We start from the raw sequence: 25,770 nt of genomic DNA on the forward strand, positions 1-25,770 counted from the left end.
GGAGGTTTTTTTCATGGATTATAAAAAGATTTATCAAGAAAAATTGACTACAGCAGAAGAAGCTGTTAAAGTTGTAAAATCTGGAGATTGGGTTGATTATGGTTGGGTAGTAGCTACACCTATAGAATTAGATAAAGCATTAGCTAAAAGACTCCCAGAATTAACAGACATCAATTTCAGAGGCGGTATATTATTCTGGGAACCAGAAATATTTAAGATTCCAGATGCTGCTAATCATATGACTTGGAACTCATGGCATATGTCTGGCTTAGAAAGAAAGGCTGTAGATAAAGGTTTTTGTTTCTATGATCCTATTCGTTATTCAGAAATGCCTAGATATTATAGAGATTTGCCTCGCGGAATAGATGTGGCAATGTTCCAAGTATCAGAAATGGACGAAAATGGATATTTTAACTTTGGACCTAATGCTTCACATATGCAGGCTATGATAGAAAGATGTAAATGCGTTATTGTAGAAGTTAATAAAAATATGCCTAGATGTTTAGGTTCAAGTGCTTTAGGCGGAGAAGCAGTTCATATTAATCAAGTTGATATGATAGTAGAAGGACAGAATCCTCCTATAAAAGAAATGCCATCAGGCGGTGCTACAGAAGTAGATAAAACAGTAGCTAAACTCATAGTAGAAGAAATTCCTAATGGTGCTTGTTTGCAATTAGGTATAGGTGGTATGCCTAATGCAGTAGGTTCTTTAATAGCAGAATCAGATTTAAAAGATTTGGGTGTACATACAGAAATGTATGTTGATGCATTTGTAGATATATCTTTATCTGGAAAAATAACAGGTTCTAAAAAGAATATAGACAGAGGCAGACAAACCTATGCATTTGGTGCTGGTACTAAGAAATTATATGATTATTTACATAATAATCCTGAATGTTTATCAGCTCCTGTAGATTATACTAATGATATAAGAGTAATATCTTCTATAGATAATTTCATGTCAATAAACAATGCAGTAGAAATAGATTTATTCGGACAAGTAAGTGCAGAATCAACTGGATTTAAACATATAAGCGGTGCTGGCGGACAATTAGACTTCGTATTAGGAGCTTATTTATCTAAAGGCGGTAAGAGCTTTATCTGTTTATCTTCTACAGTAATGGGTAAAGACGGACAATTAAAATCAAGAATAGTTCCTAGCTTTGCTAATGGTACTGTTGTAACAGATACAAGAGCTAATACTCATTATGTTGTAACAGAGTATGGTAAAGTTAATTTGAAAGGTTTATCTACTTGGCAAAGAGCAGAGGCTTTAATATCAATAGCTCATCCAGATTTAAGAGACGGATTAGTAAAAGAAGCTGAAAAAGCTAAAATTTGGAGAAAGAGCAATAAATAATTGAATTTTGAGATTTATTCCAATTTCGTATACAAAAATAATAATGTTAAAGGAGAAGCAAATGTTTAAAACAACTGAACAACACGAAGCGTTCCGTGCTAAAGTCAGAGCTTGGGCAGAAGAGGTTGTAAAACCTATAGCAGTAGAGCTTGACTTAGATAACAAATTCCCTGATGCAGCTGTAGCTGAAATGGGCGAGAAAAAATTAAATATCATGGGTTTACCTTATGATAAGAAATATGGCGGTGCAGGACTTGATGTATTAAGTTATGCAATAGCAGTAGAAGAACTTTCAAGAGTAGATGGCGGTGTAGGTGTAATTTTATCAGCACATACTTCTTTAGGTTCTTATCCAATCGATGCTTTTGGTACTGAAGAACAAAAGAAAAAATATTTGGTTCCTCTTGCTAAAGGTGAAAAAATAGGTGCTTTCGGTTTAACTGAACCTGAAGCTGGTTCTGATGCTGGCGGTACAGAAACTACTGCTGTATTAAATGGTGATCATTATATATTAAATGGTGAAAAAATATTTATTACTAATGCTCCTAAAGCAGACACTTATGTAGTATTTGCTGTTACTACTCCTGGTATTGGTACTAGAGGTATTAGTGCTTTCATCGTAGAAAAAGGCTGGGAAGGCTTTGAATTTGGCGAACACTATAATAAATTAGGTATTCGTTCATCTACTACAGCTCAATTAATTTTCAATGATGTTAAAGTTCCTAAAGAAAACTTACTTGGTAAAGAAGGTCAAGGATTCAAAATTGCTATGCAAACTCTTGACGGCGGACGTATAGGTATTGCTGCTCAAGCTTTAGGTATAGCTCAAGGTGCTTACGAAGCTGCTTTAGAATATGCTAAAGAAAGAATACAGTTTGGCCGTCCTATTGCTCAGCAACAAGCTGTAGCTTTCAAACTTTCTGATATGGCTACTAAATTACGTGCTGCTAGACTTTTAGTTTACAGTGCTGCTGAATTAAAACAAGCTCATGAACCTTATGGTATGGAAGCTGCTATGGCTAAACAATATGCTTCTGATATAGGTTTAGAAGTAGTTAATGATGCACTTCAAATCCATGGCGGTAACGGTTATATTAAAGGTGCTTACATGGTTGAAAGAGCTTACCGTGATGCTAAGATTTGTACTATTTATGAAGGTACTAACGAAATTCAAAGAGTTGTTATTTCTGCTGCTATACTTGGTAAAATGCCAAAAGCTCCTGCTGGTGCTGTTGCTGGTCCTATGGCTAAAAAAGGACCTATCACTGGTGAAAGAAGAAATATCATCTTTAAAGATGGTTCAGCAGAAGACAAAGTTAATGCTTTAGTAGCTGCTCTTAAAAAAGACGGTATTGATTTCTCAGTTGGTATCGATATAAATACTCCTATACTTGAGGCTGAAAGAGTAGTAAGTGCTGGTAAAGGTATTGGTGCTAAAGAAAACATGAAACTTGTTGAAGATTTAGCTAAAGCTGCTGGTGCTGCTATAGGATGTTCACGCCCTGTTGCCGAAGAATTAAGATATCTTCCTATAAATAGATATGTTGGTATGTCTGGTCAAAAATTCAATGGTAACTTATATATAGCTTGCGGTATTTCTGGTGCTAACCAACACTTAAAAGGTATTAAAAATGCTGCTATTATAGTTGCTATCAATACTAGAGGTAATGCTAAAATCTTCAAAAATGCTGACTATGGTATTGTTGGTGATGTTAAAGAAATTTTACCTTTATTAGCTAAAGCTTTAGATACAGGTGCTAAAAAACCTGCAGAAGTTCCATTCAAAAAAATGAAGAGAATAGCTCCTAAGAAAACTGTACAAATACAAAAATGCTATGTATGTACTGGTTGTGGTTATGAATATAATCCTGCATTAGGTGATCCTGAATCTGAAATCGCTCCAGGTACTGAGTTTAAATCTCTACCAGAAGAATGGGTATGTCCAGAATGTAGTGAAGAAAAAGCTAACTTCATAGAAGCTTAATCACTAAAAATGAAATCTATGCAATAATTAAGGAGGAAAATAATGCATTGTGTTAGAAAAGTTACTGAAGATTTATATTGGGTTGGAGCGAATGAACATCGCTTAGCTTTATTTGAAAATGTACACCCTTTAACTAGAGGTGTTTCTTATAACTCTTATGTTCTTGTAGAAGAAAAAGAAACTGTTCTTTTTGATACAGTAGACTGGGCTGTTTGCAGACAATTCTTAGATAACTTAGAATATGTTTTAAATGGCAGAAAACTTGACTATATGATTATTAACCATATGGAACCAGATCATGCTGCTTCTATAGAAGAAGTTTTAATACGTCACCCAGAAACTAAAGTTATATCTACAGAAAAAGCATTTATGTTTATGGATCAATTTGGTTTCGCTATTCCTGAAGATAAAAAAGATGTTGTAAAAGAAGGCGATACAAGAAAATTCGGAAAACATGAAATTGCTTTCGTTGGTGCTCAAATGGTACACTGGCCTGAAGCTATGGTTAGCTTTGATACTTATAATGGTGTATTATTCTCTGCTGACGCTTTCGGTTCTTTCATAGCTTTAGATGGTAGATTATTCAATGATGAAGTTAACTTCGACAGAGATTGGTTAGATGAGGCTAGAAGATATTATACTAATATCGTTGGTAAATATGGCCCTCATGTACAAAACTTACTTAAAAAAGCTGGCGGAATTATTGATAAAATTAAAATGTTCTGTCCTTTACATGGACCTATTTGGAGAAACAATTTAGGCTATATACTTGACAAATACAACAAATGGAGCACTTATGAACCTGAAGAAAAAGGTGTATTAATCGTATATGCTTCTATGTACGGCAACACTGAAGATATGGTTGGTGTTTTAGCTTGCAAATTAGCTGAAAAAGGAATAACTAATATCACTATGTGCGATGTTTCTAGCACTGATGTTTCTTATTTGATCGCTCATACTTTCAAACTAAGCCACATTGTATTAGCTTCTGTTACTTATAACCTAAATATTTATCCACCTATGCATAACTATTTAGATGATATGAGAGCTCTTAATGTTCAAAAACGTAAATTTGCTCTTATCGAAAATGGTTCTTGGGCTCCTAAATCTGGTGCTTTGATGCAGGAATTCATAGAAAATAACTTGAAACAATGTGAAATTTTAGATACTCAAATTTCTGTTTCTTCTTCTATGAAAGAAGCTAACGTTGGTGAAATGGATGCTTTAGTTGATGCTATAGTTGAATCTATGAAATAATAAATATATTATTCATATAAGTAAGGCCGGTTCAGGTTTTTATGCTTGAATCGGCTTTTTTTGTATAAATGATTTTTAAATTTTTACGAAAATACTAATAATATAAATAAGAAAAAGTTAATATTATGTAATAATAGATAATTAAATTTAAGGAAATAATTTTGTATGGTAAGTATTAAAAGACAAAGACAGATTAAATTATTTTTGATATTATCTATTATATTAACTGTGATAATAGTAATATTTGCTATATTTGGTTATTTTCCTTATGGCTTGCATAAAAAAGATATGTCTGATGTGAAAATACCAAAAGACAGTATTGCTTATGTTAGTGTTAAAAGTCTTGAAAAAAGTGTTTTAAAATTATCTGATTCCATATATGCATATAGAATATCTCATGATGAATCTATGTATGATTTTTCTATATTGCTTAGAAGTGTTGAAGCTTTTTCTCATAAATTACAAACAAATGATAATTTTTTTGTGAAATTTGCTTCAAAGCCTATATTAAAAAGAAATGCAGCTTTGCTTTTATGGGGATATAATGGAAGTTTAGAAAATTCAGAGCTTTTTTATCTTTTTGATATTGGAAAATTAAATGCTTTTCTATTAAAATCATTTTTTAATTCTGAAAGTTTAACTATAGATAATAAATCTTATAATATAAAAAAAGTAAATTATGGCGGAAAAAAAATATATACTTTAGATAATGGAAGTCCATATTTATTTTTTAGCTTTCATAAAGGTGTTTTGATAGCAACAAAGCATTATAATAATATAAAAAAATTAATAGATTTCTTTAACTCTAAACCAGATAATTTGGAAGATATAGCATTGCTTAATAATGTAAAAAACAGCTATGATTCTGATGTGTCTTTTTATATAAACAAACAGTTATATGATTATAATAATTGCGAAGGTTCTCTTTTATTTACTCCTTTAAAATATTTTAATAATGTTTATTCAATGTATGGTAATATTAAATTGAATGATGACAATGGACTTGCTGATATTTATGTTGATTATGAATACGGCGGTTCTGACAGATATTCACTTTATGGATTAGACGGTAATATAGATATACAGAATTATTTATCTAAAGAAAGAACTATTATGTATTTGGGAGTTAAATCTTATTTAGCCGGGCTTTATCCTATAGTATATAATGATTTAAGATATAAACATGATAATAAATTATCTTCTGAAATATATAATTTATTCACAAAAATGAATGATATTTATTCTTTTGGAAGTATTATAAATGATTTATATGGAGAAATGGCTATAGCTTATATAGAAGCAAAAAGATCAGAGATTATTTATCCTGTTGTTATATTTAATATAGAAAATGATAATTCTTTACTTCCAAAATTGGAAATAGCTTTATTAGAAAAATATCCTGATCTCAATAAAGGCGAAAGAAGTTATAATAATAATTTTATATATTCTTATGATTTGAATAATGGACATTCACTTTATTATACTTTTATAGGTACTATATATTTTGCTAGTGAAGATGAGAAGGCTATTGAGACTGTAATAGATAATAGTTATGATCAGGAAAATTTAGCATCTTATATAAAAAGTCAAATTTCTAAAGATATGGATGCTGATTATATATTTACTATACAGCTTTCAAAATCACAGAATATATTGAGAGATTTTGATATACCTCTTAGAACTTGGAGTTATCCTAACAGTATAATAGTAGGTTCTACTATTACTTCTAATTATACTCATATTAATATAGATTTTAAAGCTAATTTTAATAGTGTAACTAAATAGTCATTTTTATAATAGTTGATAAATATTATTATTTGTATATAATTGCATATTATTTTTGGAGAGAAATTTATTTTATGTCAATAATTGATAAACTGTCACTTGTAGAAAATACTTATGAAGATATAGTAAAAAAGCTTAATGATGCTAATATAAAAGATAATAGAGTAATTCAAGATTTGATGAAAAAGAAATCTGAAATAGAAGATATTGTTGAAGGATACAGAAAGTTAAAAGTTGTATTAAAACAGATAGATGAATCAAATGAAATGATTAATAATGCCGATACGGATAAAGAACTTAAAGAAATGGCATTGATGGAAATAGATGAGCTTAATCAGAAAAAAGAAGATATAATAAATGATCTTAGACTTCTATTACTTCCAAAAGATAAAAATGACGGAAAAAATATTATAGTTGAGATTAGAGTAGGTACTGGAGGAGATGAATCTGCTTTATTTGTAGGCGATTTATTTAGAATGTATTCAAGATTTATAGAAAGAGCCAATTTAAAAATGGAAATAATAGATATAAGTCCTACAGAGCTTGGCGGGTATAAAGAAGTAATATTTTCTGTGTCTGGAAAAAATGCGTATAGAACATTAAAATTTGAAAGTGGAACACATAGGGTTCAAAGAATACCTGCTACCGAATCAGGCGGAAGAATTCATACATCTGCTTCTACAGTTGCAGTTATGCCGGAAGCTATGGAAAGTGAAGTTATTATTAAAGATGAAGATATAAGAGTTGATATATTCCGTTCAAGCGGTCCTGGAGGTCAATCTGTTAATACTACTGATAGTGCTGTAAGGATTACACATTTACCTACAGGTTTAGTGGTTCAATGTCAAGATGAAAAAAGTCAGCATAAAAATAAGGCTAAGGCTTTAAAAGTATTGCGTGCTAGGATATATGAAAAAGAGGAAGCTGAAAGAAAGGCTAAAGAAGCTAAAGAAAGAAGGGATCAAATAGGTTCAGGTGATAGAAGTGAAAGGATAAGAACTTATAATTTCCCTCAGAACAGAGTCACTGATCATAGAATAAATGTTACGCTTTATAAACTTGACAGATTTATGGACGGAGAGATAACTGAAATAACTGATGCTCTATTTAAAAAAGAACAGGAAGATATGTTGGCTTCTTACTCTGACTAATAGGATTATTTATGAAAGATGTAAATAATATTTTAGGCGAAGAAAAAATTATTCATAATATATATAAATCTGATCCTGCAATAGAATATATAAAAAGTTTTGATAATGTTTTATATTGTGATTATTCTTATGAGAGCGGTGCCGATTGTCTTATGGGATTATTTGCATATCATGAAGATAATAAATATCTTTTCGGAGAATTTGGAGTATTTAAAGAAAATAGAGATGAATCAAGACTTGTTGTAAGCGATTATCCTGAGCATATAACAGCAGACAATTATAAACTTACAAATGATAAATTTCTTGATTTGCTTAATTTGCATAATATTTCTATGGAGCAGTTTCATTCTCTTATTGGAGAAAATAAAATAAAAACTATAAAATCTAATCCTTTCAAAAAAATTGCTTTAAATGAATATATAGAAATTTTTCCTCATAGATATATAAATAACAGAATTAAAATGTATGGAAAAAATAAATATGAGAGAATTAATGTTGAAAATATACTTGAAGGTTTAATATATAGATGTCCTTATTGCGGAGCAAGCAGTTTTTTAAAAATATTAGATAATGATATAAATAATTTAGAAGCAGTATATAATATTGATGATGATAATATAGAAAATAATTTATATGTATGCGGAGTTTGTAATCTTATAATAAGGACTCCTGATAGCATTATGGATTTTATTTAATTAATTAAAAAGAGGTAGTATAATGAGTTTTTTAGTATTGGTTGATAAATCTTTTAGCAATGAATTTTCTAAAGAGTTTGATGGTATTTTTAATGAAAAAATTAATCTTTTAAAAGATGCTTTAACTTGTGATGTTAAATATATAGAAAATAATGATCTTGAAAATATAGATAATTATTTGAATAATATTTTTAATGAAAGTGAAAATTATGATAATATCATTTACATACCATCTAATATGCCTTTATTCAATATAGATGAAACTGTAAAACTTACAAAAATTCATGAAGAAAATATTGCCTATTTTAGTTATGGTGAAAATTATCCTCTTGGAATTGTACCTATAATAATAAGAAGAACTGCTTTTGAGAAATTATTTAATATTATAAAAACAAAAAATATAAAACCTTCTGAAAATGCTATAAATAATATTGTTTTTGTTGATCCTAACTTCTTTGAAATAGAAATACTTATATCTAATCATGATATGAGATATTACAGACTTTCATTTTTTGCAGACAGTAAAAGAAACAATATTCTTATTAAAAAACTTATAAATAATAAAAGTTATGATGAAATTGTTAATTTGATAGAAAAAGATCCTAGCATAAGAAGAACATTGCCTTCATATATAGAAATAGATATCACTAATAGACAAAATTCAGTAAATAAATATTTATTAAAAAGCGAGGCATTTAAAGCAGAACTTTCTAAAGAAGAAAAAAATATTACTTTGGAAGAGTTTAAAACTATTTATGATAAATTATATGATTTTTGTAATGATTTTCATATGTCTATAGGAAGTCATTATGAACCATTATTTAATAAAGATATTTTTGAAATATTAGATTATGCTACATCAAACAAAAGTGTTAATATATATTTAGAAACAAATGCATCGCTTCTTGACAGCGAGAAAGCTAAAAGACTAATTGGTTTACAGGCTGAAAGAAATAATTTGCATGTGATTATTCATTTAGATACTGTAGATGAAAATGTTTATAATAAAATATATGAGGGTTCTGATATAAAAAATATAATTTCTAATATAGATTATTATTTGTTGAGAGAACCTAAAAATACTTATTTACAGATAGTAAAACAGAAGGATAATTTTGATTATTTAGCTTCATACTATAAATATTTTGATAAATACAAAATAGAAATTATAATGCAGAAATATTATACTTATAGAGGAATTGTAGATGATAATAGAGTAGGGGATATGGCCCCTCTTATAAATGTAGGCTGCTGGCATTTAGCTAGAGATTTATTTATAGATTCTTACGGCGATGTGTATATTTGCAGATTTGATATAAATAAAGAAAAGAAGATAGATTCAATATATAATTCTAGTTTAGAAAATATATGGAGTATATTAGATAAATATTATAATGATAATGTATCTAAGAATATAGATTTTTGTAAGAATTGTGATGAATGGTATTTATATAATTTTTAATTATGGAAAATGTAGTAGTAAAATATTTGGAATTTGTTGTAGCTTGTTATATTGTTAAATTTTTAGCTACAAGATTTATATTAGAATTTCAATTTATAAAGAAATTTAATTATACAAGAGAAATTCTTCCGGGTGTGCGTAATTGGAATAATAGACTTAAAATGATTTATTATTTTGAATTATTCTCTTTTATTCAAAGTTTATTAGTAGCATTATATTTTATGACATTTTCGTATTTTATACCTTTGGGAAGTCATATAAAATTGATAATAAGTTTCTTATTTTATGCTTTTTTAGTGATAGCTGATAAGGTGAGATTTTCTGTTATACTTACAAATTATCCGTATTCACTTTTAATAATGGATACAGCTATATTTTTAGCAGTAAGTCTTTTGCAGTTTATAGTGATGGCATTTATGAATGCTACATTATAAATAAAAAAGTGAAATTATATAAAGATATATAATCTCACTTTTTATAATAATTTTTAATTTTGTTCTATTGTTATAGAAGCACCTATATCCATAGAATGCGTTTTTCCTTTATAGCTGGCTTTTTCTGATATTATAGAGTTATCCATAAATGCATTTGTTATGCTTGTTTCTTCAAATATTATGCAGTTTTTTAATATAGAATTTTCTATTTTTGAATTTCTTCCAATATGTACATAAGGTCCGATAACAGAACTTTCTATTTTTACATCTTTATCTATAAATACAGGAGGTATTATAGCTGTGTCTTTTATTCCTTTGCTCAATATTTCATGTTTTATTATAGTTCTGTTAGTTTCTATCATAGTAGATTTTTCACCGCAGTCGTACCAGCCATCTAATTTGAATGTTTTAAATACTATTCCGTTTTCTATCATATGTTCCAATGCATCTGTAAGCTGATATTCATTTTTGGTTTTTATATCATTGTCAATAATGTATTTTATAGAATCAAATAATTCTTTTGAATTGACAATATTATACATACCAGTAAGAGCTAAATTACTTATAGGTTCTTGTGGTTTTTCTACTAATTTTGTTATGACACCATTTTCATTTAAAATGGCAACTCCAAATCTGCTTGGATTATCTACTTCGCATACACCAAGAGCATTTTCATTCTTACTTACTATATGAGATAAATTCAATTTAAATATAGTATCTCCAAGAATAATAAATATTTTATCATCATCTTTTATATATTCTTTTGTAAGATAAATGGCATGAGCTAATCCCTTAAACTCTTTTTGTTCTACAAATGTTAATTTGATATCTTTATATTTATTTTGTAAATATTCAATCATTTGGTCTTTTAAATAACCAACAATAAATATAACTTCTTCTAAATCTTGTATAGAAGAAATTTCTGTCATTATGAAATCTATAATTGTAGAACCTGCTATAGGAAGTATTGGTTTAGGTTTTGTAATTGTATGTGGTCTTAATCTTGTGCCTTCTCCGGCAGCTGGTATAATAACTTTCAATTTTTTATCCTTAAAAAAATCTTTTATATATATTATATAATATATATAAAAGATTTGTAAAATCAATATTATTTGTAATTTATTTTATAAAAGGTATTAATAATGAATTAGATAATTCTTCATTAGAACAATTTAAATATTTTACTAACTCTAAAGCAAAAAATACTGTAGTAGCAGGACCTTTAGAAGTGATTACATTGTCATTGCAAACAACTATATCTTTTTCTACATATTCTCCGCCTTTAACAGAACTTTCACAGCTAGGATAACAAGTATATTTTCCTGTTATAACTCCAGCTTCACCTAATACTATAGGAGAGGCACAAATTGCTGATACTAATTTTTTATCTTCAAACATAGTTCTTATTTTATCTATTATTCTGATATCTGATTTCAAATTATTCATTCCGCCATATCCGCCTGGTAGTGCTATTGCATCAAAATCATAGTTCATAATTTTTTCTAAAGTAGCATCTGCTTTTATTGTGATATTATGTGCACCTTTTACTTCCAAATTGTCAGTTAAAGAAGCAGTAACAACTTCAATATTTGCTCTTCTTAAAACATCGATAATTGTTACAGCCTCAATTTCTTCAACACCTTCAGCTAATGGTACTAAAACTTTTTTTGACATATATTTGTCTCCTTTTATTTAATATATATATAATATTTCATATTTACACATATTGCAAGTTAATGTTTATATGTTATATATTTATTATTGATTATTTGTATTATTATTTAATTCTTCTATAGCTTTTTCGTAACCTAAATCAGCAGATTTTTTTAAACATTTATTGGCTTTTAGTAAATATTTATTTTTTATTTCTTCATTTTCTTCTTTGCTATGATTGTAAAGGAAGGTATATAATTTGTATAAATCATAATAAGCTATATAGTCTTCTGAATTGAACTCTAATGTTTTCTTTAAGTATTTTATTGCTTTTTTGTATTTTTTATTTTTTCTATATGCTACTGACATTAAATAGTAAGCATCAGAATAAGCTTCATTTTTTGAAATAGATTTTTCTAAATCTTCAATAGCTTTATCATAATTTTTCTGCTGAATATAAACTTCTGCTCTATAGTAATATGCATCGCTGTCATGCGGATATATTTCAATTGATTTATTATAAGTTTCTATTGCTTTGTCAAAATTTTGCATTTCATAATATACTCTTGCTAAATTATGATATGCATCTAAATTATCATTGTCTATTTCTATTACTTTAAGTAAATCGTTAATAGCTTCTTCATATTTTAAGTTTTGTATATTGTTTAAAGCACTGTAAAAATATTTATTTTCTTCACTAATCATATAATATCCTAATTTTATATATTAGGATATTATATATTAAAAATATTTTTTATCAAAATTATTTTTTATTTGTATATATGTACATTATTATGAATAAAATTTGTTCAATTTTCTTCTATAATATAGTAGATAAAAGGAATATATATAATAAAATCACTTATATAATTATAACTATAGAATAAGCAGTGCTTTATACCAATTTTCACTTTTATAAATTTTCTTTTAAAATATTTACTATTGTTTCTGTATTAAGAACTTTTCCGTATGATATCAGTTTATCGTTTACTATAAATGCAGGTAAAGTCATTACACCATAATATGACATAAGTGCCTTGTTGTCAGTGTATTTTATAGATGAATCTGAATCTAATTCCAATATTGCTTTTCTTAAATTATCAAGCATATTTAGAGAATTATCATCATCTCCTCCTAAAAGAATTATTTGTTCTGTTTCTCTTTCCTCATCACCGTAAGGATCAGGAGAACAGCCTCAGCCAAATTCGATAATATCTTTGCTCATAATATTAATACTTCCTTAATTTACTTGTTCATACATAATATAGGTATATCGAAAAAAAAGCAAATTTATATTGAAATTAATATGAGATTTATTAGTATATATATGATATATAAAAATACAGCTCTCTTATAATATATAAAAGAACTGTATTTATAAAGAGGATAACCCCAATAGAAAAATTTATTATGAAGTGAATTATTATTTTATATTTTCTTTTAATAGATTAATGATTTCTTCTTTAGTAAGAACTTTTCCATAAGATAATACTTTCTCATCTAATACGAAACCAGGTGTAGACATAACTCCATAAGAAGCTATTTGAGCCATATCCTGAACATGTCCTACTGTTAGATCAAGTCCCATTTCTTTTACAGCTTCCAAAGTATTTTCTTCTAATTTTTTGCAGTTAGCACAGCCTGTTCCTAATATTTTTATTCTAGCATTGTTTGAATTTCCTTCAACTGAAGGTGCTGCTTTAGGTGCTCAGCCGCAGCTTGATTGTTTCTTTTTGAAAAACATAATTTTCTCCTTAAAATTTTATATATTATTAATATTATATCATACAAATAGAAAATAAAAATTATTAAATAAATAACCAATAATTATTATTCCTAAAGTTACTATACATACAAAGAAAATAAGAAGCGGTAATTTTACAACTTTTTTAAGCATAATCATAGATGGAAGCGATAATGCAGTAACTGACATCATAAATGCTAAAATAGTACCTATTCCTGCTCCTTTATAAAATAAACTTTCAGCTATAGGAAGTGTTCCGAATATATCGGCATACATTGGAATACCAACTAAAGAAGCTAAAGGCACAGAGTACCAATTATTTTTACCTAGTATAGTGTCTATCCATTCGGCCGGTATAACATTATGTATAAATGCTCCTATTCCTACGCCTATAAATATATAAAGATAAACCTTTTTAATAGTTTGAAGCACTTGATTTTTTGAATATATCAATCTTTCTTTTTTTGTCATTTTAGCTATTTCTATATCAGCATTAGATTGAATATTTTTAACAAAGTCTTCCAAATATTTTTCCATTTTTAATTTGCCTATTACAGTACCGCCTACAACAGCCAGTATTAAACCTACAACAACATAGGCTATAGCTATTTTCATTCCAAACACGCTTGATAAAAGTATTAAAGAAGCCAAATCAACAAGAGGTGAAGATATTAAAAAAGAGAAAGTCATTGATATTGGTATTCCAGCCGATGTAAAACCTATAAAAAGAGGTATTGAAGAACATGAACAAAAAGGCGTAACAGTTCCGAAAAGTGCCGCTAATATATTTGCTGATATTCCATTAAATCTGCTTAATATTTTTTTAGTTCTCTCTGGAGGAAAGTAACTTTGAATATATGATATACAGAATATAAGTACTGATAGAAGTACAAATATTTTTATAACATCATAAATAAAAAATTGTATTACTCCTTTCATAGTGTCTGATAATGAAAAATTACTTAATATATTTCCTATTAATGTATTAAGCCATTTCATTGATATAATTTGATCTTGTATAAAAATAAATATTGATTTTATCATTTTTATTTATCCTTAAATAATTATTCTTCTTGGCATTTTCTTCTGCTTTCAGCATTTTTATCTGATACTATAGTTGTATAGTAATTTAATAATTTTTCAGCATTCTTTATTCCGTCAGGATTAAAACTATAGTATGTCCATTTACCTTCTTTTCTTCCTATTACTATATTGGAATCACAAAGTATTTTCATATGATGAGATAATGTAGATTGTACTATTTGCAATTCTTCTAAAAGTTTGCATGCACATATCTCCCCATCTTTAATCATTTCAAGTATTTTTAATCTATTTTCATCGCATAATGCTTTAAAAACAATTGCATCATTTTTGTAATCCTGCATTTAAGCTCCTAATTTTTTATAAATCGAAATATATCGATGTTTAGTATAATAGATATATCGATAATTGTCAATGTGTTTTTTATGATTTTTATTATTTTATTGAAATAAAGCCGTATAATGATATAATTGATGCAATTAATTAAACGGGGGATTTTATTAAAAATGCAAGTTAAAAATTTTGGACATGGTTATCTTTTATATGAATTAAGAAATAAAAATGATATGGTATTAAAGCTTACAGATATTGGGGCATCAATAGCTGGAGTATTTTTTAAAGATAAAAACGGAAAAGAAATTCAAGTATCATTTGGAAGTGATGATTATTCATTTTATTTAGAGCCTCATGATTATATAGGTGCTTCTGTTGGAAGAGTTGCAAACAGAACAATAAATGCTGAGTTTACATTAGATGGAAAAACTTATAAATTGCCTAAAAATGACGGAGGAAAACATCATTTGCATGGAGGAGTTGAAGGAATATCTTTTAAAAAATTTGATTCTAAAGTTTTAGATGATCATTCTGTATTATTTTCTTATAGCTCAAATGACGGAGATGAGGGATATCCTGGAAATGCTGATATAGATATAACATATACTTTAACAGATGATAATGAAATAGTAATGGAATATTTTGTAGCTGTTAATGCTCCTACACCTATAAACCTAACAAATCATGCTTATTGGAATCTTGATGGGGAAGGTGTCATATATGATCATGATTTATTTATAGATTCTTCATTCTATTTGCCTGTAACAGAAGAATGTGTTTCTACTGGAGAAATTTTGAAAACAGAGAATACTCCTTTTGATTTTACTAAAACAAAAAAAATAGGTTCTGATATTGAAAAAGCAAATGGATATGATAATTGCTTTATTTTCAATGAAAAAAATATATTGTCAAATATTTGTGAGGAAGATAATTTAAATAAATTAAGAGCTTCTTGTCATAGTGATAAAACAGGTATAACTTTAGAACTATATACTACAAAACCTGCTATGCATTTTTATTCAGGAAATATGTTAAATGATAGAAAGGTTAGAAATACAGTTTTGAATAAGCATAATGCTTTTTGTTTTGAAACAGAATTTTTACCTGGTGCTATGAATTTTCCTCATTTTCCAAGTATAATATTTGATGCTGATAAAGATTATAATGAAAAAACAATATATAAATTGTCATTAAAATAATGATAAAGATAAAAAGAAAAAATATTTTCGGAAATGGTGTTTATGAACGATAAAAAATCAATAATAATAGAGCATTATATAGAAAGAGTTAAAGATTTTAATATACCAGAATATAAGGTTTTAGACTGGGAATCTCAAGAGGCTCAGGAGATGAGGTTTAAAACCTTATTAGAACATTTTGATATAAGAAAATCTGTTTTACTTGATGTGGGATCTGGTCTTGGTCACTTAGCTGAATATATAGATAAAAGAAATATAGATGTGTATTATATTGGAATAGATATAATGCCGGAAATGATTGAAAGGGCAAAGCAAAAAGCTTTTAAAAATATTAATCCTCAGTTTATGACTTTAGATTTCTTTAAAAATTCTGATATAGAAGATGATTTTGATTATATATATTCTTCCGGAATATTTAATCTTAATCTTGGAAACAATGATGAATTTTTAAAAAACGCTATTAAAGATTTTTTAATTGCAGCAAGAAAAGGTGTATGTTTTAATTTGCTTGATATTTCTTGCAAAGAAAAATATGGCGATAAATATTATTATTATCAAAAAGACGAGGTATTGAAAATTGTGAATGATATAATAAATCAGTTAAATATAAAATGCAGCATTCGTATATCTGATGAATATTTGAGTAATGATTTTTCTGTATTTATAGATATATTATGATTTATTAATTATTTTTGATAAATAAAAATATTTTACAATTATGAGTTTTTGTAGTGTTAAATTACAATAAATCGTAAATTTTGTAATTTAATACTACTATATTATGTGTTTTTATCATGTTATTGTATAATAATTTTACTTTTCTTCGTTTTTTTTAGTTATAATTTATAACTAGATAATTATGGAGGAAATTACATGGTTAAAAAAATATTAATTATTGCACTTTTTTCAATATTTGCTTCGTTTTTAAATGCTCAAACAGTTCAAAATACTTTGGAAGCTGTGTCTTTTGCTTATAGTAATGAAATTAATTCTTCTTTTGGCTATGCTCAATATTCTATGTTTTCAAAGAATCCTAGTGTATCTGCTTTATTTAAAGTAATTTCTGATTCTAAATCTATACATGCAAATATGTTATATAATACAGCTTTTCAATTAAAAATAACTGATAAGATTTTGAAATCAAAAGTTCAGGAACCTTCAAAAAGTTCTGATTTAGATAATTTGAAAAATGCAGTTTCAATAAGTTCTTATGAATATGGTAAAATGTATCCGGCTTTATTAAAAGTTGTTAATAGAGAAAAGCAAAAAGAAATGGCAAGTGTAATGAGCCAAATAGCAAAAATGGAAAAGTCTAATTATTCTTTACTTAATAAAGCTATGAACAATTTAAAAAATGATAAACCATTAACAGAAAAATATTATTTATGTGAGAATTGCGGTTATGTTGTTGCTGGTAAAGCACCAAGTAAATGTTCTATATGCGGAAAAAGTCAAAATGCATTTAATGAATATAAATAATTAAATAAATAAAAATTAAGTGTAAAAAATAAAGGCCCGCAATTTATTTGTGAGTCTTTATTTTTATTAATATACAATTATAACAAATTATTTATTTATAGTACGCATATCTATTACATATCTGAATTTTACTTTTCCGTCTATAACTTTTCTGTAAGCATCAGATATAGTCTGAGCATCTGCTTTTATTATTTCTACAGTAGGATAAATATTATTTTCTATAGAATAGTTAAGCATTTCCTGAGTTTCTTTTATGCCTCCTATCAATGAGCCGAATAATTTTTTACTGCCATGCTGACCTATCATAGCTATAAGAGTAGGCATTTTTGAAGTACGTGGAAGACCTAATAAACACATAGTACCTCCTCTTTTAAGCATACGCATATACATATTAACATCATAATAAGCTGGAATTGTACTTATTATATAATTAAGAGTATTGTTAACATTTTTTAAATCTTCTGCATTATTAACATTAACATATTTTACTGCTCCCATATTTAAAGCGTCCTGTCTTTTATCTTCTGTTATATCAAATACTGTTACTTCTGCACCTAATTTAACAGCATATTTTACAGCCATAGAACCAAGTCCTCCAAATCCTGCAATACCTATTTTATCGCCTTTTTGTACATTCATAACTTGTATAGGCGAATAAGTTGTAATTCCGGCACAAAGAAGCGGAGCAACTTTATCAAGTTCTGCATTATCTGGTATAAGTATTGCAAAATCTTCAGACACTACTATATTATCAGAGTACCCTCCTTGAGTGATTTCATTATTATGGAATCTATCCCTTGATCCGTAAGTATAAACGGCTCTATTCAAACAGTATTGTTCTAAATTATCTAAACAGCTTTCGCATTGTCCGCATGAGTTTACCATACAGCCTACGCCTGCAAAATCTCCTACTTTGAATTTTGTTACTGCATTTCCAACCTGTACAACTCTGCCTGCTATTTCATGTCCCACTACAAGCGGAGTATTGCTAGATTTTCCTTCAACCATGTGTATGTCGCTATGGCATATTCCTGCATAAAGTATTTCTATCAAAACATCATTGCTTCCTACTGCATGCCTTGTAAACTCATAATATTTAAAATCCATATTAGCTGAAACTGCAGCAAATCCTCTTGTTTTTACTCTGCCGTTTGCATTGGTTTGTATGTTAATAGGAGCTTTTTTTAATTCCTGGTTATAGATTGCGTTTGAAGAATTATTTTGATTAATAACAGCATTATTGTTTTGATTATTTACGCTTGTTTGTGCATTTGATGAATTATTACAGGACAGCACATATAATATAACTAGTATTATAATTAGTATAGCTTTTTTCATTTTATAATTTCCTTCATAATTTTTTATAATTATATTATATCATTGAAGTAAACTCCAGAGTCAAGCAATTTTTTAAATTTCTTCATAATTTAATTTTATTTTAAATGCCCGCCCATTTTGTTTTATAGTTTTCTTTGTTATGATTGTTATATTATTCTTTTTAGTTTTCACTGTTACCATAACGCCCGCCCTAGATTTATTTAGATTTTGAATTTCCACACCGCACGCAGAACGGCATTATAAATATAAATTGATTTTGAATGTTAATTTTAATTATATTGAAAATTTAGTTAACCGTGCGTTGAATGCATTTTTTATTTAATAAAAACTTGGGTGGGGGCTTTAATTTCTAATTTAGTTATAAAGTTAATAAAAATTAGAATTTCTAAATAAAGCTATAATGAATAAAGGGTGGGGTGTGTAATAATATTAGTTTGTAATAGTTTTTTCTCTTTTATAAAAATAACAATATAGAAATAGATCAAATATTAAAAAACTGTAATTAAAAATTATATAATATATAGTAGAAATTTAATACTAAAAACTAGGCAAAAATTTAAAATACTATTTACAATTATCACTTGAAAAATATATGAATTTGCAATATAATTTTTGACATTAAAAATATGTAAACTAAATTTTAATATTTTAATAAAAATTAATAGTATCTATCAAACAAACTACGGAGTGTTAATCATGGAATATAATTTTACTACCATTGAAAAGAAATGGCAGAAATTTTGGAAAGATAATCAGTCTTTCAAAACAGTATCTAAACCTACAGACAAAAAATATTACGTACTAGAAATGTTTCCATATCCATCTGGAAAAATGCATATGGGCCACGTTTCTAATTATACTATAGCTGACTCTATAGCTAGATACTATAAACTGTTAGGATATGATATTTTACACCCAATGGGCTGGGACGCTTTCGGTATGCCTGCAGAAAATGCTGCTATAGAACATAAAACTCACCCTGCTGAATGGACTTTGAAAAATATTGCTAATATGAAAGAGCAGTTAAACTTGCTTGGATATTCCTATGATTGGGATAGAGAAGTTACTACTTGTTTGCCTGATTATTATAAATGGGGCCAATGGTTCATATTAAAAATGTATGAGAAAGGTCTTTTATATAGAAAAGGCGGAGATGTTAACTGGTGCGATCATTGTAATACAGTACTTGCTAATGAACAGGTTACTCCTGAAGGTACTTGCTGGAGATGTGACGGAGAAGTTACTAAAAAGAAACTTGAACAATGGTATATAAAAGTTACTGATTATGCAGAACAATTAGATGCAGATTTAAAATTATTAGAAGGTTATTGGCCTGATAATGTTATAGCTATGCAGAAAAACTGGATTGGTAAAAGTGTAGGTGCTTATATCAATTTCAATTTAGATGACGGTAAAGAGTTCCCTATATTTACAACTCGCCCAGACACTATTTATGGTGTTACTTATATGGCTATAGCTTGGAACTATGAAGGTCTTTTGGATATGTGTACTCCTGAACAAAGAAGTGCTGTAGAGGAGTTCATTAAAAAGTCTGCTAAGATTGACCAAAAAACAGATTATGAGAAAGAAGGTGTATTTACTGGAAGATATGTAGTTAATCCATTTAATGGAGAGAAAGCTCCTTTATATGCTGCTAATTTCGTTTTAGCTGAGTATGGTAGCGGTGCTGTAATGGCTGTTCCTGCTCATGACCAAAGGGACTTTGAATTTGCTAAAAAATACAATATTCCTGTAAAAGTTGTTATACAAAATGCTGATAATTCTTTAAAAGCTGAAAATATGACTGAGGCTTATACTGAAGATGGCACAGTTGTTAATTCAGATATTTTAAATGGACTTTCTTCAAGAGATGCTATAAAAAGAGCTATAGAGTATGCTACAGAAAAAGGTTTTGGTAAGCAGCAGATACAGTATAAATTAAGAGACTGGCTTATATCAAGACAAAGATATTGGGGCAATCCTTTACCATTTGTACATTGTGAGAAATGCGGTGTTGTTCCAGTACCTGAAAGCGAATTACCTATAACACTTCCTATGGATATAGAATTTACCGTAGGAGATAACCCTCTTAAAAAATCAGAATCATTCGTTAATACTACTTGTCCTAAATGCGGCGGCAAAGCTAGAAGAGAAACTGATACTATGGATACATTTACATGCAGTTCTTGGTATTATGCTAGATATACTGATGCTCATAACACTCAAATGCCTTTCGATTCTGATATTGCAAATGCTTGGCTTGGAGTTGATCAGTATATAGGCGGTATTGAACATGCTTGTATGCACCTTTTATATTCGAGATTCTGGTACAAGTTTATGAGAGATATAGGACTTGTTAAAGGAGATGAACCTTTCAATAAACTTTTAACTCAAGGTATGGTTTTAGCAAATAGCTATGAATCAAGAGAGTTAAAGAAATTCTATACTCAGGAACAAATGAACAATAAAGAGTATGAGAAAGACGGTATTAAAAAAGAAGATATAATAGTAAAAATGGAAAAGATGTCTAAATCAAAAGCTAATGGTGTTGATCCTGCTGAGATTATAGAGCTTTTCGGTGCTGATGCTGTTAGAATATTCGTTATGTTTGTTGCTCCTCCTGAGAAAGATAAAGAATGGTCTGATGAAGGTGTTAAAGGTTCTGCGAGATTCTTAAATAGAATTTGGAACTTATTCCTTAAATACAAAGATGAAGAAGCATTCAAAAATGGCAAATCATTTGACTATAACAATCTTTCAAAAGAAGGACAAAAATTATTTAGAAAATACAATAAAACTATTAAGAAAGTTACAATAGACATTAAAGATAGATTCCATTTCAATACTGCAATTGCTGCTTTAATGGAGCTTTTGAATGATATGTCTACTATAAAATTAGCTAACAATGATGATTATGCTATGTTCAAAGAAGTTATAAGAGGATATTTAATACTTCTTAATCCTATAGCTCCTCATATTACAGAAGAACTTTATCAGATATTGAACTTTGGTAAGATGATACTTGAAGAAAGCTGGGTTGAACATGATGAGCAGTATTGCAAAGATGATACTTTTGAGTTAGTATTCCAAGTTAATGGTAAGATAAGAGATAGGGTAGAAGCTGATGTTAATATAAGTGAAGATGATGCAAAAACTCAGGCGTTATCAAGCGAAAAAGTTAAAGCATTCACAGACGGCAAAAACATTGTTAAAGTAGTTTATGTTAAAGGTAAGCTTGTAAACATAGTTGTAAAATAAAATTTAATTAAAAATAATAAAAAAAGAGTATGGATTAAAAAGTCCGTACTCTTTTTTATTACAATTTTTTATAAATCAAATATTATTATTTATTAAAAATATTTTTTATTTCTCTAGCTAAATTTTCAGCTATTATTTTATGTGATTCTTTATCAAGATGTATTTGATCCTTTTCACTGGCTTTTACTATACTTCCTAAATCAAAAAAATGAACTTTTTCTTGTTCTGCAAGCAATTTATATTTGGAAGCTAATTCTTTAGATATTTGTACAGAATTTTGAGTAAACCCTGAAAAATCATTAACAATATCAACTTTCTCTCCAACTGGAGGAGGGGCAAGCAATAGAATTTCCGGTTTTTTATATCCCATTGGATCATCACTATTTCTTATTTTGAATATAAGTCTTTTCATTCCTTTAGCAATTAAGTTAGAAGTAGCAGAAAAATGTGCCTTTACATCATTCGTACCTAAAGATAGTATAACTAAATCTAATGGTTTATGTGTTTCTAATGATATTTCTATATATGCCATTCCATTTCTGCCAGGTTCAAATGGATCATCAAATACAGTTGTTCTTCCTCCTAAACCTTCCTCAATAATTCTGTAATCATTACCTAAAATATTCTGTAATATTCCTGTCCATCTTTCATCTATAGAATATCTCTTATTTGCCATTGGTATAGAACCGAATGTGTTGCTGTCGCCATAACATAATATATTTATCATAATTTTATCTCCTATTATTGTTATGCTCGTCGACGAAATCCACCTACGGGTAGGTGTCGTCTACAATAACCTACTTGGTGGCTACGACTCGCTTTTTATTTTTTATTATTGTTAATATAACTAACATAAGTTTATATATTAATTATACTATTAATTTTTTAAAGCGATAAACGAGCAGCTGATAACTTTAGTTGTCAGCTACATTTAATCGAGTTTATCGCTAGCAATAATACTAATAAAAATATATTTGTCAATATTTAATTATTAATAAATATATTTTTATATACTTATATATTAAAAATTATTTTATATTTAGCTTTAATTACATACCCGCCCTTTATTCTTTATTGTTTTATTTTGAAATTCTAATTTTTATTGTCTTTATAACTTAATCAGAAATTACAGCCCCCACCCAAGTTTTTATTAGATTTAAAATTTTTAAGTTTGTCAATTTTTTTATTCAACTTTTTCCCGCCGCATACGCTCTGCGGACTTCGTCAAAGAACCTTATATCCTCGACAGGCTCGGATACGCTTCGCGAAAGTGCAAGTATAAAATTAGTACTAAATAATACTAAAATTGTTTTACATGTATATAAATTATCAATTTAAGCTAAAATATAGCCATTCGCCGAAGGCAGGCCGTGCCTACTTTTTTGTGGCAATACCACCCTAAAGGACTTCCTATGGTCGCAGACACTTCCTTCCGTCGCAAAAGAAGTGGGGGTGCTACACGCTGTGTACTTCGTAAGGGCAAAGCCCTGCAGATATTTGAAATTTGAAAAAATTATTTCTGACAAAATATAGTTGTTTAGGTATATAATTTATAGTATTATTATGGATATGGAGTGTATATGATAAATTTATATTTTTATAGATGTATTATGATTTTTAGAAGATTTGTTTTTTATATATTTGCGGAAGTATTATATAATAATGTTTGATAAATACCCCCGCAAATAAAAATTTCTTATTGATTAGAATTATTTTCTATAAATTCTCTTGTACTATCAACATCATAATTATAAGTTTTAAAGCCTTCATTTTCAGTATTATATATATTAATAATGTTTATAATGTCTTTTAAATCTTTGAAATAGTCTTCATTAGTTACTATATCAGATATAATTCTTAATACATTATAATTATGAGTTGTGAAAAACATTTGCATATCATTATTTCTGCTTAGAGTTAATATGCTTCTTAATAAATGTCTTATAGCTTTGTTATGAAGTCCGTTTTCTATTTCATCAATAGATATGATAGAATATTTATTTACAAATATAGGAAGAATCACTGATAAGTATTTCTTTAATCCATCACCCATTAAATTTAATAATACTAATTCATTTATTCCTTCAACATTAACATAAATATCATTATTAAGTACGCTTATTGCTTTTATATCTTTATTAAAGTAAGAAATCATTTCTAGTAATTGAGCTTCATTCTTATTTTTTAGTATTTCTATTAAATATGAAGTTAATGTGCTGTATTCTATTTTGCTTGGTATATATATTTCTTTTTTATCTTCTATATTTTCAGCTTTTCTATTCATCATATATATTGTATTATTAATATTTGGAATAGTTAAATTGTTTTCCTGAATTTCTTCATTATGAATGGCAATAATATTGTAATTTAATTCAACATTATCATTAGAAAGTTTTTTATTGTCTTTCACAATAGGGGAAATATTTATTTCATAATTAGTATCATCTTCTTGATTATAGTTAAAGCTGATATTATTATCATAATCAAAGTTATGAAATAGATTTTTTATCTCAACTTTATTTTCTATAAATCTGTTGATGCTTTTTATATTTTCAATTACTCCAATACGTGAAGATGATGAAATTAGAGTCATAGCTTCAAGCAGAGTTGTTTTTCCGCAATTATTTTCGCCGATTATAAAATTAATTTTTTTAATATTATCTATTTGTAACTTATCAAAACATCTGAAATTTTCTATGGATAGACTTTTTATCATAATAAAACCCGTTAAATTTAAATTAGTTTATTATTCAATATCGGAGTTTTTTAAAATAACATAAACATTAACTAATTTATATAAAATGATTTTTATTTTCACAATTTGTGATATAATATGATTACATAATACATAATAATAGGGGTATATTTATGGAAATACTTCCAGCAATAGATTTAAAAAACGGAGAAGTTGTAAGACTTATTGAAGGTGATTATAATAATAAAACTACATATTTTACAGATCCTTTAGAAATATTAGATTTTTTCATAGAAAGCGGAAGTAAATATTTACATGTTGTGGATTTGGACGGTGCTAGTGACGGAGAAACAGTTAATTTTAAAACTATAGAAAAAATAATAAAGAAATGCGATCTATTCGTTGAAGTTGGCGGCGGAATAAGAAATGAAGACACCATAAGAAAATATTTGGATATAGGTGTTAAAAGAACTATATTAGGTACTATTGCAGTTGAAAATACTAAATTTTTGGAAGATATGATTAATAAGTATCAAAATCATATTGCAGTTTCAATAGATTCAAGGGATAGAATGATAGCTATAAAAGGCTGGAAGGAAATAAAAAAAGAGGATTCTGTTGAGTTTTGTAAGCAAATTGATGATATGGGAATTGATACAATAATATATACAGATATTTCAAAAGACGGAAAATTATCAGGCACTAATTTGGATATTTATAAAGAATTAAGAGAAAAAATTTCATGCAATATAATAGCTTCTGGCGGAGTTACATATAAAGATGAGATAAAAAAATTAAAAGATATGGGTATTAATGGGGCTATAGTTGGAAAAGCAATATATGAGAAAAAAATTGATTTAAAACATATAATAGAAATTGCAAAATAATTTATAGGTAATATT

23 protein-coding genes and 1 pseudogene are annotated in these 25,770 nt (G+C 27.7%); 14 read left to right on the forward strand and 10 right to left on the reverse strand.

Annotation, left to right across the window (positions count from 1 at the left end):
- Nucleotides 1–13 precede the first annotated feature (13 nt).
- The 9 genes and pseudogenes from Q0K52_RS00570 to Q0K52_RS00610 all read left to right on the forward strand — a co-directional run bounded on the left by Q0K52_RS00570 (nucleotide 14) and on the right by Q0K52_RS00610 (nucleotide 10,128).
- Nucleotides 14–1,360 carry a butyryl-CoA:acetate CoA-transferase gene (locus Q0K52_RS00570; protein WP_297295396.1) on the forward strand — a complete coding sequence of 449 codons (1,347 nt, stop codon included), beginning with the start codon at nucleotides 14–16 and terminating at the stop codon, nucleotides 1,358–1,360.
- 61 nt (nucleotides 1,361–1,421) lie between these two features.
- Nucleotides 1,422–2,549, forward strand: a pseudogene (locus tag Q0K52_RS00575) (acyl-CoA dehydrogenase); the annotation flags it as partial.
- Nucleotides 2,550–2,603: 54 nt separating this feature from the next.
- Nucleotides 2,604–3,344, forward strand: a complete 741-nt coding sequence (locus Q0K52_RS14740) for an FAD-binding protein (RefSeq protein WP_367270947.1) — start codon at nucleotides 2,604–2,606, stop codon at nucleotides 3,342–3,344.
- A gap of 42 nt (nucleotides 3,345–3,386) precedes the next feature.
- Nucleotides 3,387–4,601, forward strand: coding sequence for an FprA family A-type flavoprotein (locus Q0K52_RS00585; RefSeq protein WP_297295397.1), 1,215 nt, complete (start codon nucleotides 3,387–3,389; stop codon nucleotides 4,599–4,601).
- 165 nt (nucleotides 4,602–4,766) lie between these two features.
- The gene (locus Q0K52_RS00590) at nucleotides 4,767–6,386 is read left to right on the forward strand and encodes a hypothetical protein (RefSeq protein WP_297295399.1); all 1,620 of its coding nucleotides are present in this window, start codon (nucleotides 4,767–4,769) and stop codon (nucleotides 6,384–6,386) included.
- Between the two features lie 74 nt (nucleotides 6,387–6,460).
- Nucleotides 6,461–7,537 carry a peptide chain release factor 1 gene (gene prfA / locus Q0K52_RS00595; RefSeq protein WP_297295402.1) on the forward strand — a complete coding sequence of 359 codons (1,077 nt, stop codon included), beginning with the start codon at nucleotides 6,461–6,463 and terminating at the stop codon, nucleotides 7,535–7,537.
- An 11-nt stretch (nucleotides 7,538–7,548) separates the two neighbouring features.
- Nucleotides 7,549–8,232, forward strand: a complete 684-nt coding sequence (locus Q0K52_RS00600; RefSeq protein WP_297295404.1) for a hypothetical protein — start codon at nucleotides 7,549–7,551, stop codon at nucleotides 8,230–8,232.
- A 22-nt stretch (nucleotides 8,233–8,254) separates the two neighbouring features.
- Nucleotides 8,255–9,694 carry a spiro-SPASM protein gene (locus tag Q0K52_RS00605; protein ID WP_297295406.1) on the forward strand — a complete coding sequence of 480 codons (1,440 nt, stop codon included), beginning with the start codon at nucleotides 8,255–8,257 and terminating at the stop codon, nucleotides 9,692–9,694.
- A 2-nt stretch (nucleotides 9,695–9,696) separates the two neighbouring features.
- Nucleotides 9,697–10,128 (forward strand): hypothetical protein, encoded by a 432-nt coding sequence (locus Q0K52_RS00610; protein ID WP_297295408.1) that lies wholly within the window; start codon nucleotides 9,697–9,699, stop codon nucleotides 10,126–10,128.
- Between the two features lie 53 nt (nucleotides 10,129–10,181).
- Here the strand turns inward: Q0K52_RS00610 and Q0K52_RS00615 are convergent, their stop codons facing one another.
- From Q0K52_RS00615 to Q0K52_RS00645, 7 genes are all read right to left on the reverse strand, one after another.
- Nucleotides 10,182–11,168, reverse strand: coding sequence for a sugar phosphate nucleotidyltransferase (locus tag Q0K52_RS00615; RefSeq protein WP_297295410.1), 987 nt, complete (start codon nucleotides 11,166–11,168; stop codon nucleotides 10,182–10,184).
- 79 nt (nucleotides 11,169–11,247) lie between these two features.
- Nucleotides 11,248–11,802, reverse strand: a complete 555-nt coding sequence (locus tag Q0K52_RS00620) for a DJ-1 family glyoxalase III (protein ID WP_297295412.1) — start codon at nucleotides 11,800–11,802, stop codon at nucleotides 11,248–11,250.
- An 84-nt stretch (nucleotides 11,803–11,886) separates the two neighbouring features.
- Nucleotides 11,887–12,486: a tetratricopeptide repeat protein gene (locus Q0K52_RS00625; RefSeq protein ID WP_297295414.1), complete on the reverse strand. Its 600-nt coding sequence runs from the start codon at nucleotides 12,484–12,486 to the stop codon at nucleotides 11,887–11,889.
- Between the two features lie 208 nt (nucleotides 12,487–12,694).
- Entirely contained in the window at nucleotides 12,695–13,006 is a 312-nt protein-coding gene (gene sec1 / locus Q0K52_RS00630; RefSeq protein WP_297295416.1) for a thioredoxin-like selenoprotein Sec.1, read from the reverse strand.
- A 198-nt stretch (nucleotides 13,007–13,204) separates the two neighbouring features.
- Entirely contained in the window at nucleotides 13,205–13,525 is a 321-nt protein-coding gene (locus tag Q0K52_RS00635) for an MTH895/ArsE family thioredoxin-like protein (RefSeq protein ID WP_340638815.1), read from the reverse strand.
- A 39-nt stretch (nucleotides 13,526–13,564) separates the two neighbouring features.
- Complete coding sequence (locus Q0K52_RS00640; RefSeq protein ID WP_297295501.1) at nucleotides 13,565–14,575, reverse strand: permease; 1,011 nt, start codon at nucleotides 14,573–14,575, stop codon at nucleotides 13,565–13,567.
- A 14-nt stretch (nucleotides 14,576–14,589) separates the two neighbouring features.
- Complete coding sequence (locus tag Q0K52_RS00645) at nucleotides 14,590–14,910, reverse strand: helix-turn-helix transcriptional regulator (RefSeq protein WP_297295418.1); 321 nt, start codon at nucleotides 14,908–14,910, stop codon at nucleotides 14,590–14,592.
- A 162-nt stretch (nucleotides 14,911–15,072) separates the two neighbouring features.
- Here Q0K52_RS00645 and Q0K52_RS00650 point away from each other — a divergent pair, with 162 nt between their 5' ends.
- The 3 genes from Q0K52_RS00650 (at nucleotide 15,073) to Q0K52_RS00660 (ending at nucleotide 17,577) form a co-directional block, all read left to right on the forward strand.
- The gene (locus Q0K52_RS00650; RefSeq protein WP_297295420.1) at nucleotides 15,073–16,098 is read left to right on the forward strand and encodes an aldose epimerase family protein; all 1,026 of its coding nucleotides are present in this window, start codon (nucleotides 15,073–15,075) and stop codon (nucleotides 16,096–16,098) included.
- 42 nt (nucleotides 16,099–16,140) lie between these two features.
- A complete protein-coding gene (locus Q0K52_RS00655; RefSeq protein ID WP_297295422.1) occupies nucleotides 16,141–16,776 on the forward strand; it encodes a bifunctional 2-polyprenyl-6-hydroxyphenol methylase/3-demethylubiquinol 3-O-methyltransferase UbiG in 636 nt (211 codons plus the stop codon).
- 195 nt (nucleotides 16,777–16,971) lie between these two features.
- Entirely contained in the window at nucleotides 16,972–17,577 is a 606-nt protein-coding gene (locus tag Q0K52_RS00660; RefSeq protein WP_297295424.1) for a ferritin family protein, read from the forward strand.
- Nucleotides 17,578–17,664: 87 nt separating this feature from the next.
- Here the strand turns inward: Q0K52_RS00660 and Q0K52_RS00665 are convergent, their stop codons facing one another.
- Nucleotides 17,665–18,915, reverse strand: coding sequence for an NAD(P)-dependent alcohol dehydrogenase (locus Q0K52_RS00665; protein WP_297295426.1), 1,251 nt, complete (start codon nucleotides 18,913–18,915; stop codon nucleotides 17,665–17,667).
- Between the two features lie 696 nt (nucleotides 18,916–19,611).
- Here Q0K52_RS00665 and leuS point away from each other — a divergent pair.
- Complete coding sequence (gene leuS / locus Q0K52_RS00670; RefSeq protein ID WP_297295428.1) at nucleotides 19,612–22,173, forward strand: leucine--tRNA ligase; 2,562 nt, start codon at nucleotides 19,612–19,614, stop codon at nucleotides 22,171–22,173.
- An 85-nt stretch (nucleotides 22,174–22,258) separates the two neighbouring features.
- On the opposite strand, the gene Q0K52_RS00675 is transcribed toward leuS, so the two are convergent.
- Entirely contained in the window at nucleotides 22,259–22,900 is a 642-nt protein-coding gene (locus Q0K52_RS00675) for an SGNH/GDSL hydrolase family protein (RefSeq protein WP_297295430.1), read from the reverse strand.
- A 969-nt stretch (nucleotides 22,901–23,869) separates the two neighbouring features.
- Nucleotides 23,870–24,889 carry an ATP/GTP-binding protein gene (locus Q0K52_RS00680; RefSeq protein ID WP_297295432.1) on the reverse strand — a complete coding sequence of 340 codons (1,020 nt, stop codon included), beginning with the start codon at nucleotides 24,887–24,889 and terminating at the stop codon, nucleotides 23,870–23,872.
- 152 nt (nucleotides 24,890–25,041) lie between these two features.
- Between Q0K52_RS00680 and hisA the strand changes: the two genes are divergently transcribed.
- A complete protein-coding gene (gene hisA, locus Q0K52_RS00685; protein ID WP_297295434.1) occupies nucleotides 25,042–25,755 on the forward strand; it encodes a 1-(5-phosphoribosyl)-5-[(5-phosphoribosylamino)methylideneamino]imidazole-4-carboxamide isomerase in 714 nt (237 codons plus the stop codon).
- Nucleotides 25,756–25,770 lie beyond the last annotated feature (15 nt).

Source organism: uncultured Brachyspira sp., assembly GCF_944390845.1.
Lineage (GTDB): Bacteria > Spirochaetota > Brachyspiria > Brachyspirales > Brachyspiraceae > Brachyspira > Brachyspira pulli.

What these genes read in the sequence shown, in the direction of transcription:
- Q0K52_RS00570 (WP_297295396.1), top strand. Translation starts at nt 14, where the DNA reads ATGGATTATAAAAAGATTTATCAAGAAAAATTGACTACAGCAGAAGAA.
- Q0K52_RS14740 (WP_367270947.1), top strand. Translation starts at nt 2,604, where the DNA reads ATGGCTAAAAAAGGACCTATCACTGGTGAAAGAAGAAATATCATCTTT.
- Q0K52_RS00585 (WP_297295397.1), top strand. Translation starts at nt 3,387, where the DNA reads ATGCATTGTGTTAGAAAAGTTACTGAAGATTTATATTGGGTTGGAGCG.
- Q0K52_RS00590 (WP_297295399.1), top strand. Translation starts at nt 4,767, where the DNA reads ATGGTAAGTATTAAAAGACAAAGACAGATTAAATTATTTTTGATATTA.
- prfA (WP_297295402.1), top strand. Translation starts at nt 6,461, where the DNA reads ATGTCAATAATTGATAAACTGTCACTTGTAGAAAATACTTATGAAGAT.
- Q0K52_RS00600 (WP_297295404.1), top strand. Translation starts at nt 7,549, where the DNA reads ATGAAAGATGTAAATAATATTTTAGGCGAAGAAAAAATTATTCATAAT.
- Q0K52_RS00605 (WP_297295406.1), top strand. Translation starts at nt 8,255, where the DNA reads ATGAGTTTTTTAGTATTGGTTGATAAATCTTTTAGCAATGAATTTTCT.
- Q0K52_RS00610 (WP_297295408.1), top strand. Translation starts at nt 9,697, where the DNA reads ATGGAAAATGTAGTAGTAAAATATTTGGAATTTGTTGTAGCTTGTTAT.
- Q0K52_RS00620 (WP_297295412.1), bottom strand. Translation starts at nt 11,802, where the DNA reads ATGTCAAAAAAAGTTTTAGTACCATTAGCTGAAGGTGTTGAAGAAATT.
- Q0K52_RS00625 (WP_297295414.1), bottom strand. Translation starts at nt 12,486, where the DNA reads ATGATTAGTGAAGAAAATAAATATTTTTACAGTGCTTTAAACAATATA.
- Q0K52_RS00645 (WP_297295418.1), bottom strand. Translation starts at nt 14,910, where the DNA reads ATGCAGGATTACAAAAATGATGCAATTGTTTTTAAAGCATTATGCGAT.
- Q0K52_RS00650 (WP_297295420.1), top strand. Translation starts at nt 15,073, where the DNA reads ATGCAAGTTAAAAATTTTGGACATGGTTATCTTTTATATGAATTAAGA.
- Q0K52_RS00655 (WP_297295422.1), top strand. Translation starts at nt 16,141, where the DNA reads ATGAACGATAAAAAATCAATAATAATAGAGCATTATATAGAAAGAGTT.
- Q0K52_RS00660 (WP_297295424.1), top strand. Translation starts at nt 16,972, where the DNA reads ATGGTTAAAAAAATATTAATTATTGCACTTTTTTCAATATTTGCTTCG.
- Q0K52_RS00665 (WP_297295426.1), bottom strand. Translation starts at nt 18,915, where the DNA reads ATGAAAAAAGCTATACTAATTATAATACTAGTTATATTATATGTGCTG.
- leuS (WP_297295428.1), top strand. Translation starts at nt 19,612, where the DNA reads ATGGAATATAATTTTACTACCATTGAAAAGAAATGGCAGAAATTTTGG.
- Q0K52_RS00675 (WP_297295430.1), bottom strand. Translation starts at nt 22,900, where the DNA reads ATGATAAATATATTATGTTATGGCGACAGCAACACATTCGGTTCTATA.
- Q0K52_RS00680 (WP_297295432.1), bottom strand. Translation starts at nt 24,889, where the DNA reads ATGATAAAAAGTCTATCCATAGAAAATTTCAGATGTTTTGATAAGTTA.
- hisA (WP_297295434.1), top strand. Translation starts at nt 25,042, where the DNA reads ATGGAAATACTTCCAGCAATAGATTTAAAAAACGGAGAAGTTGTAAGA.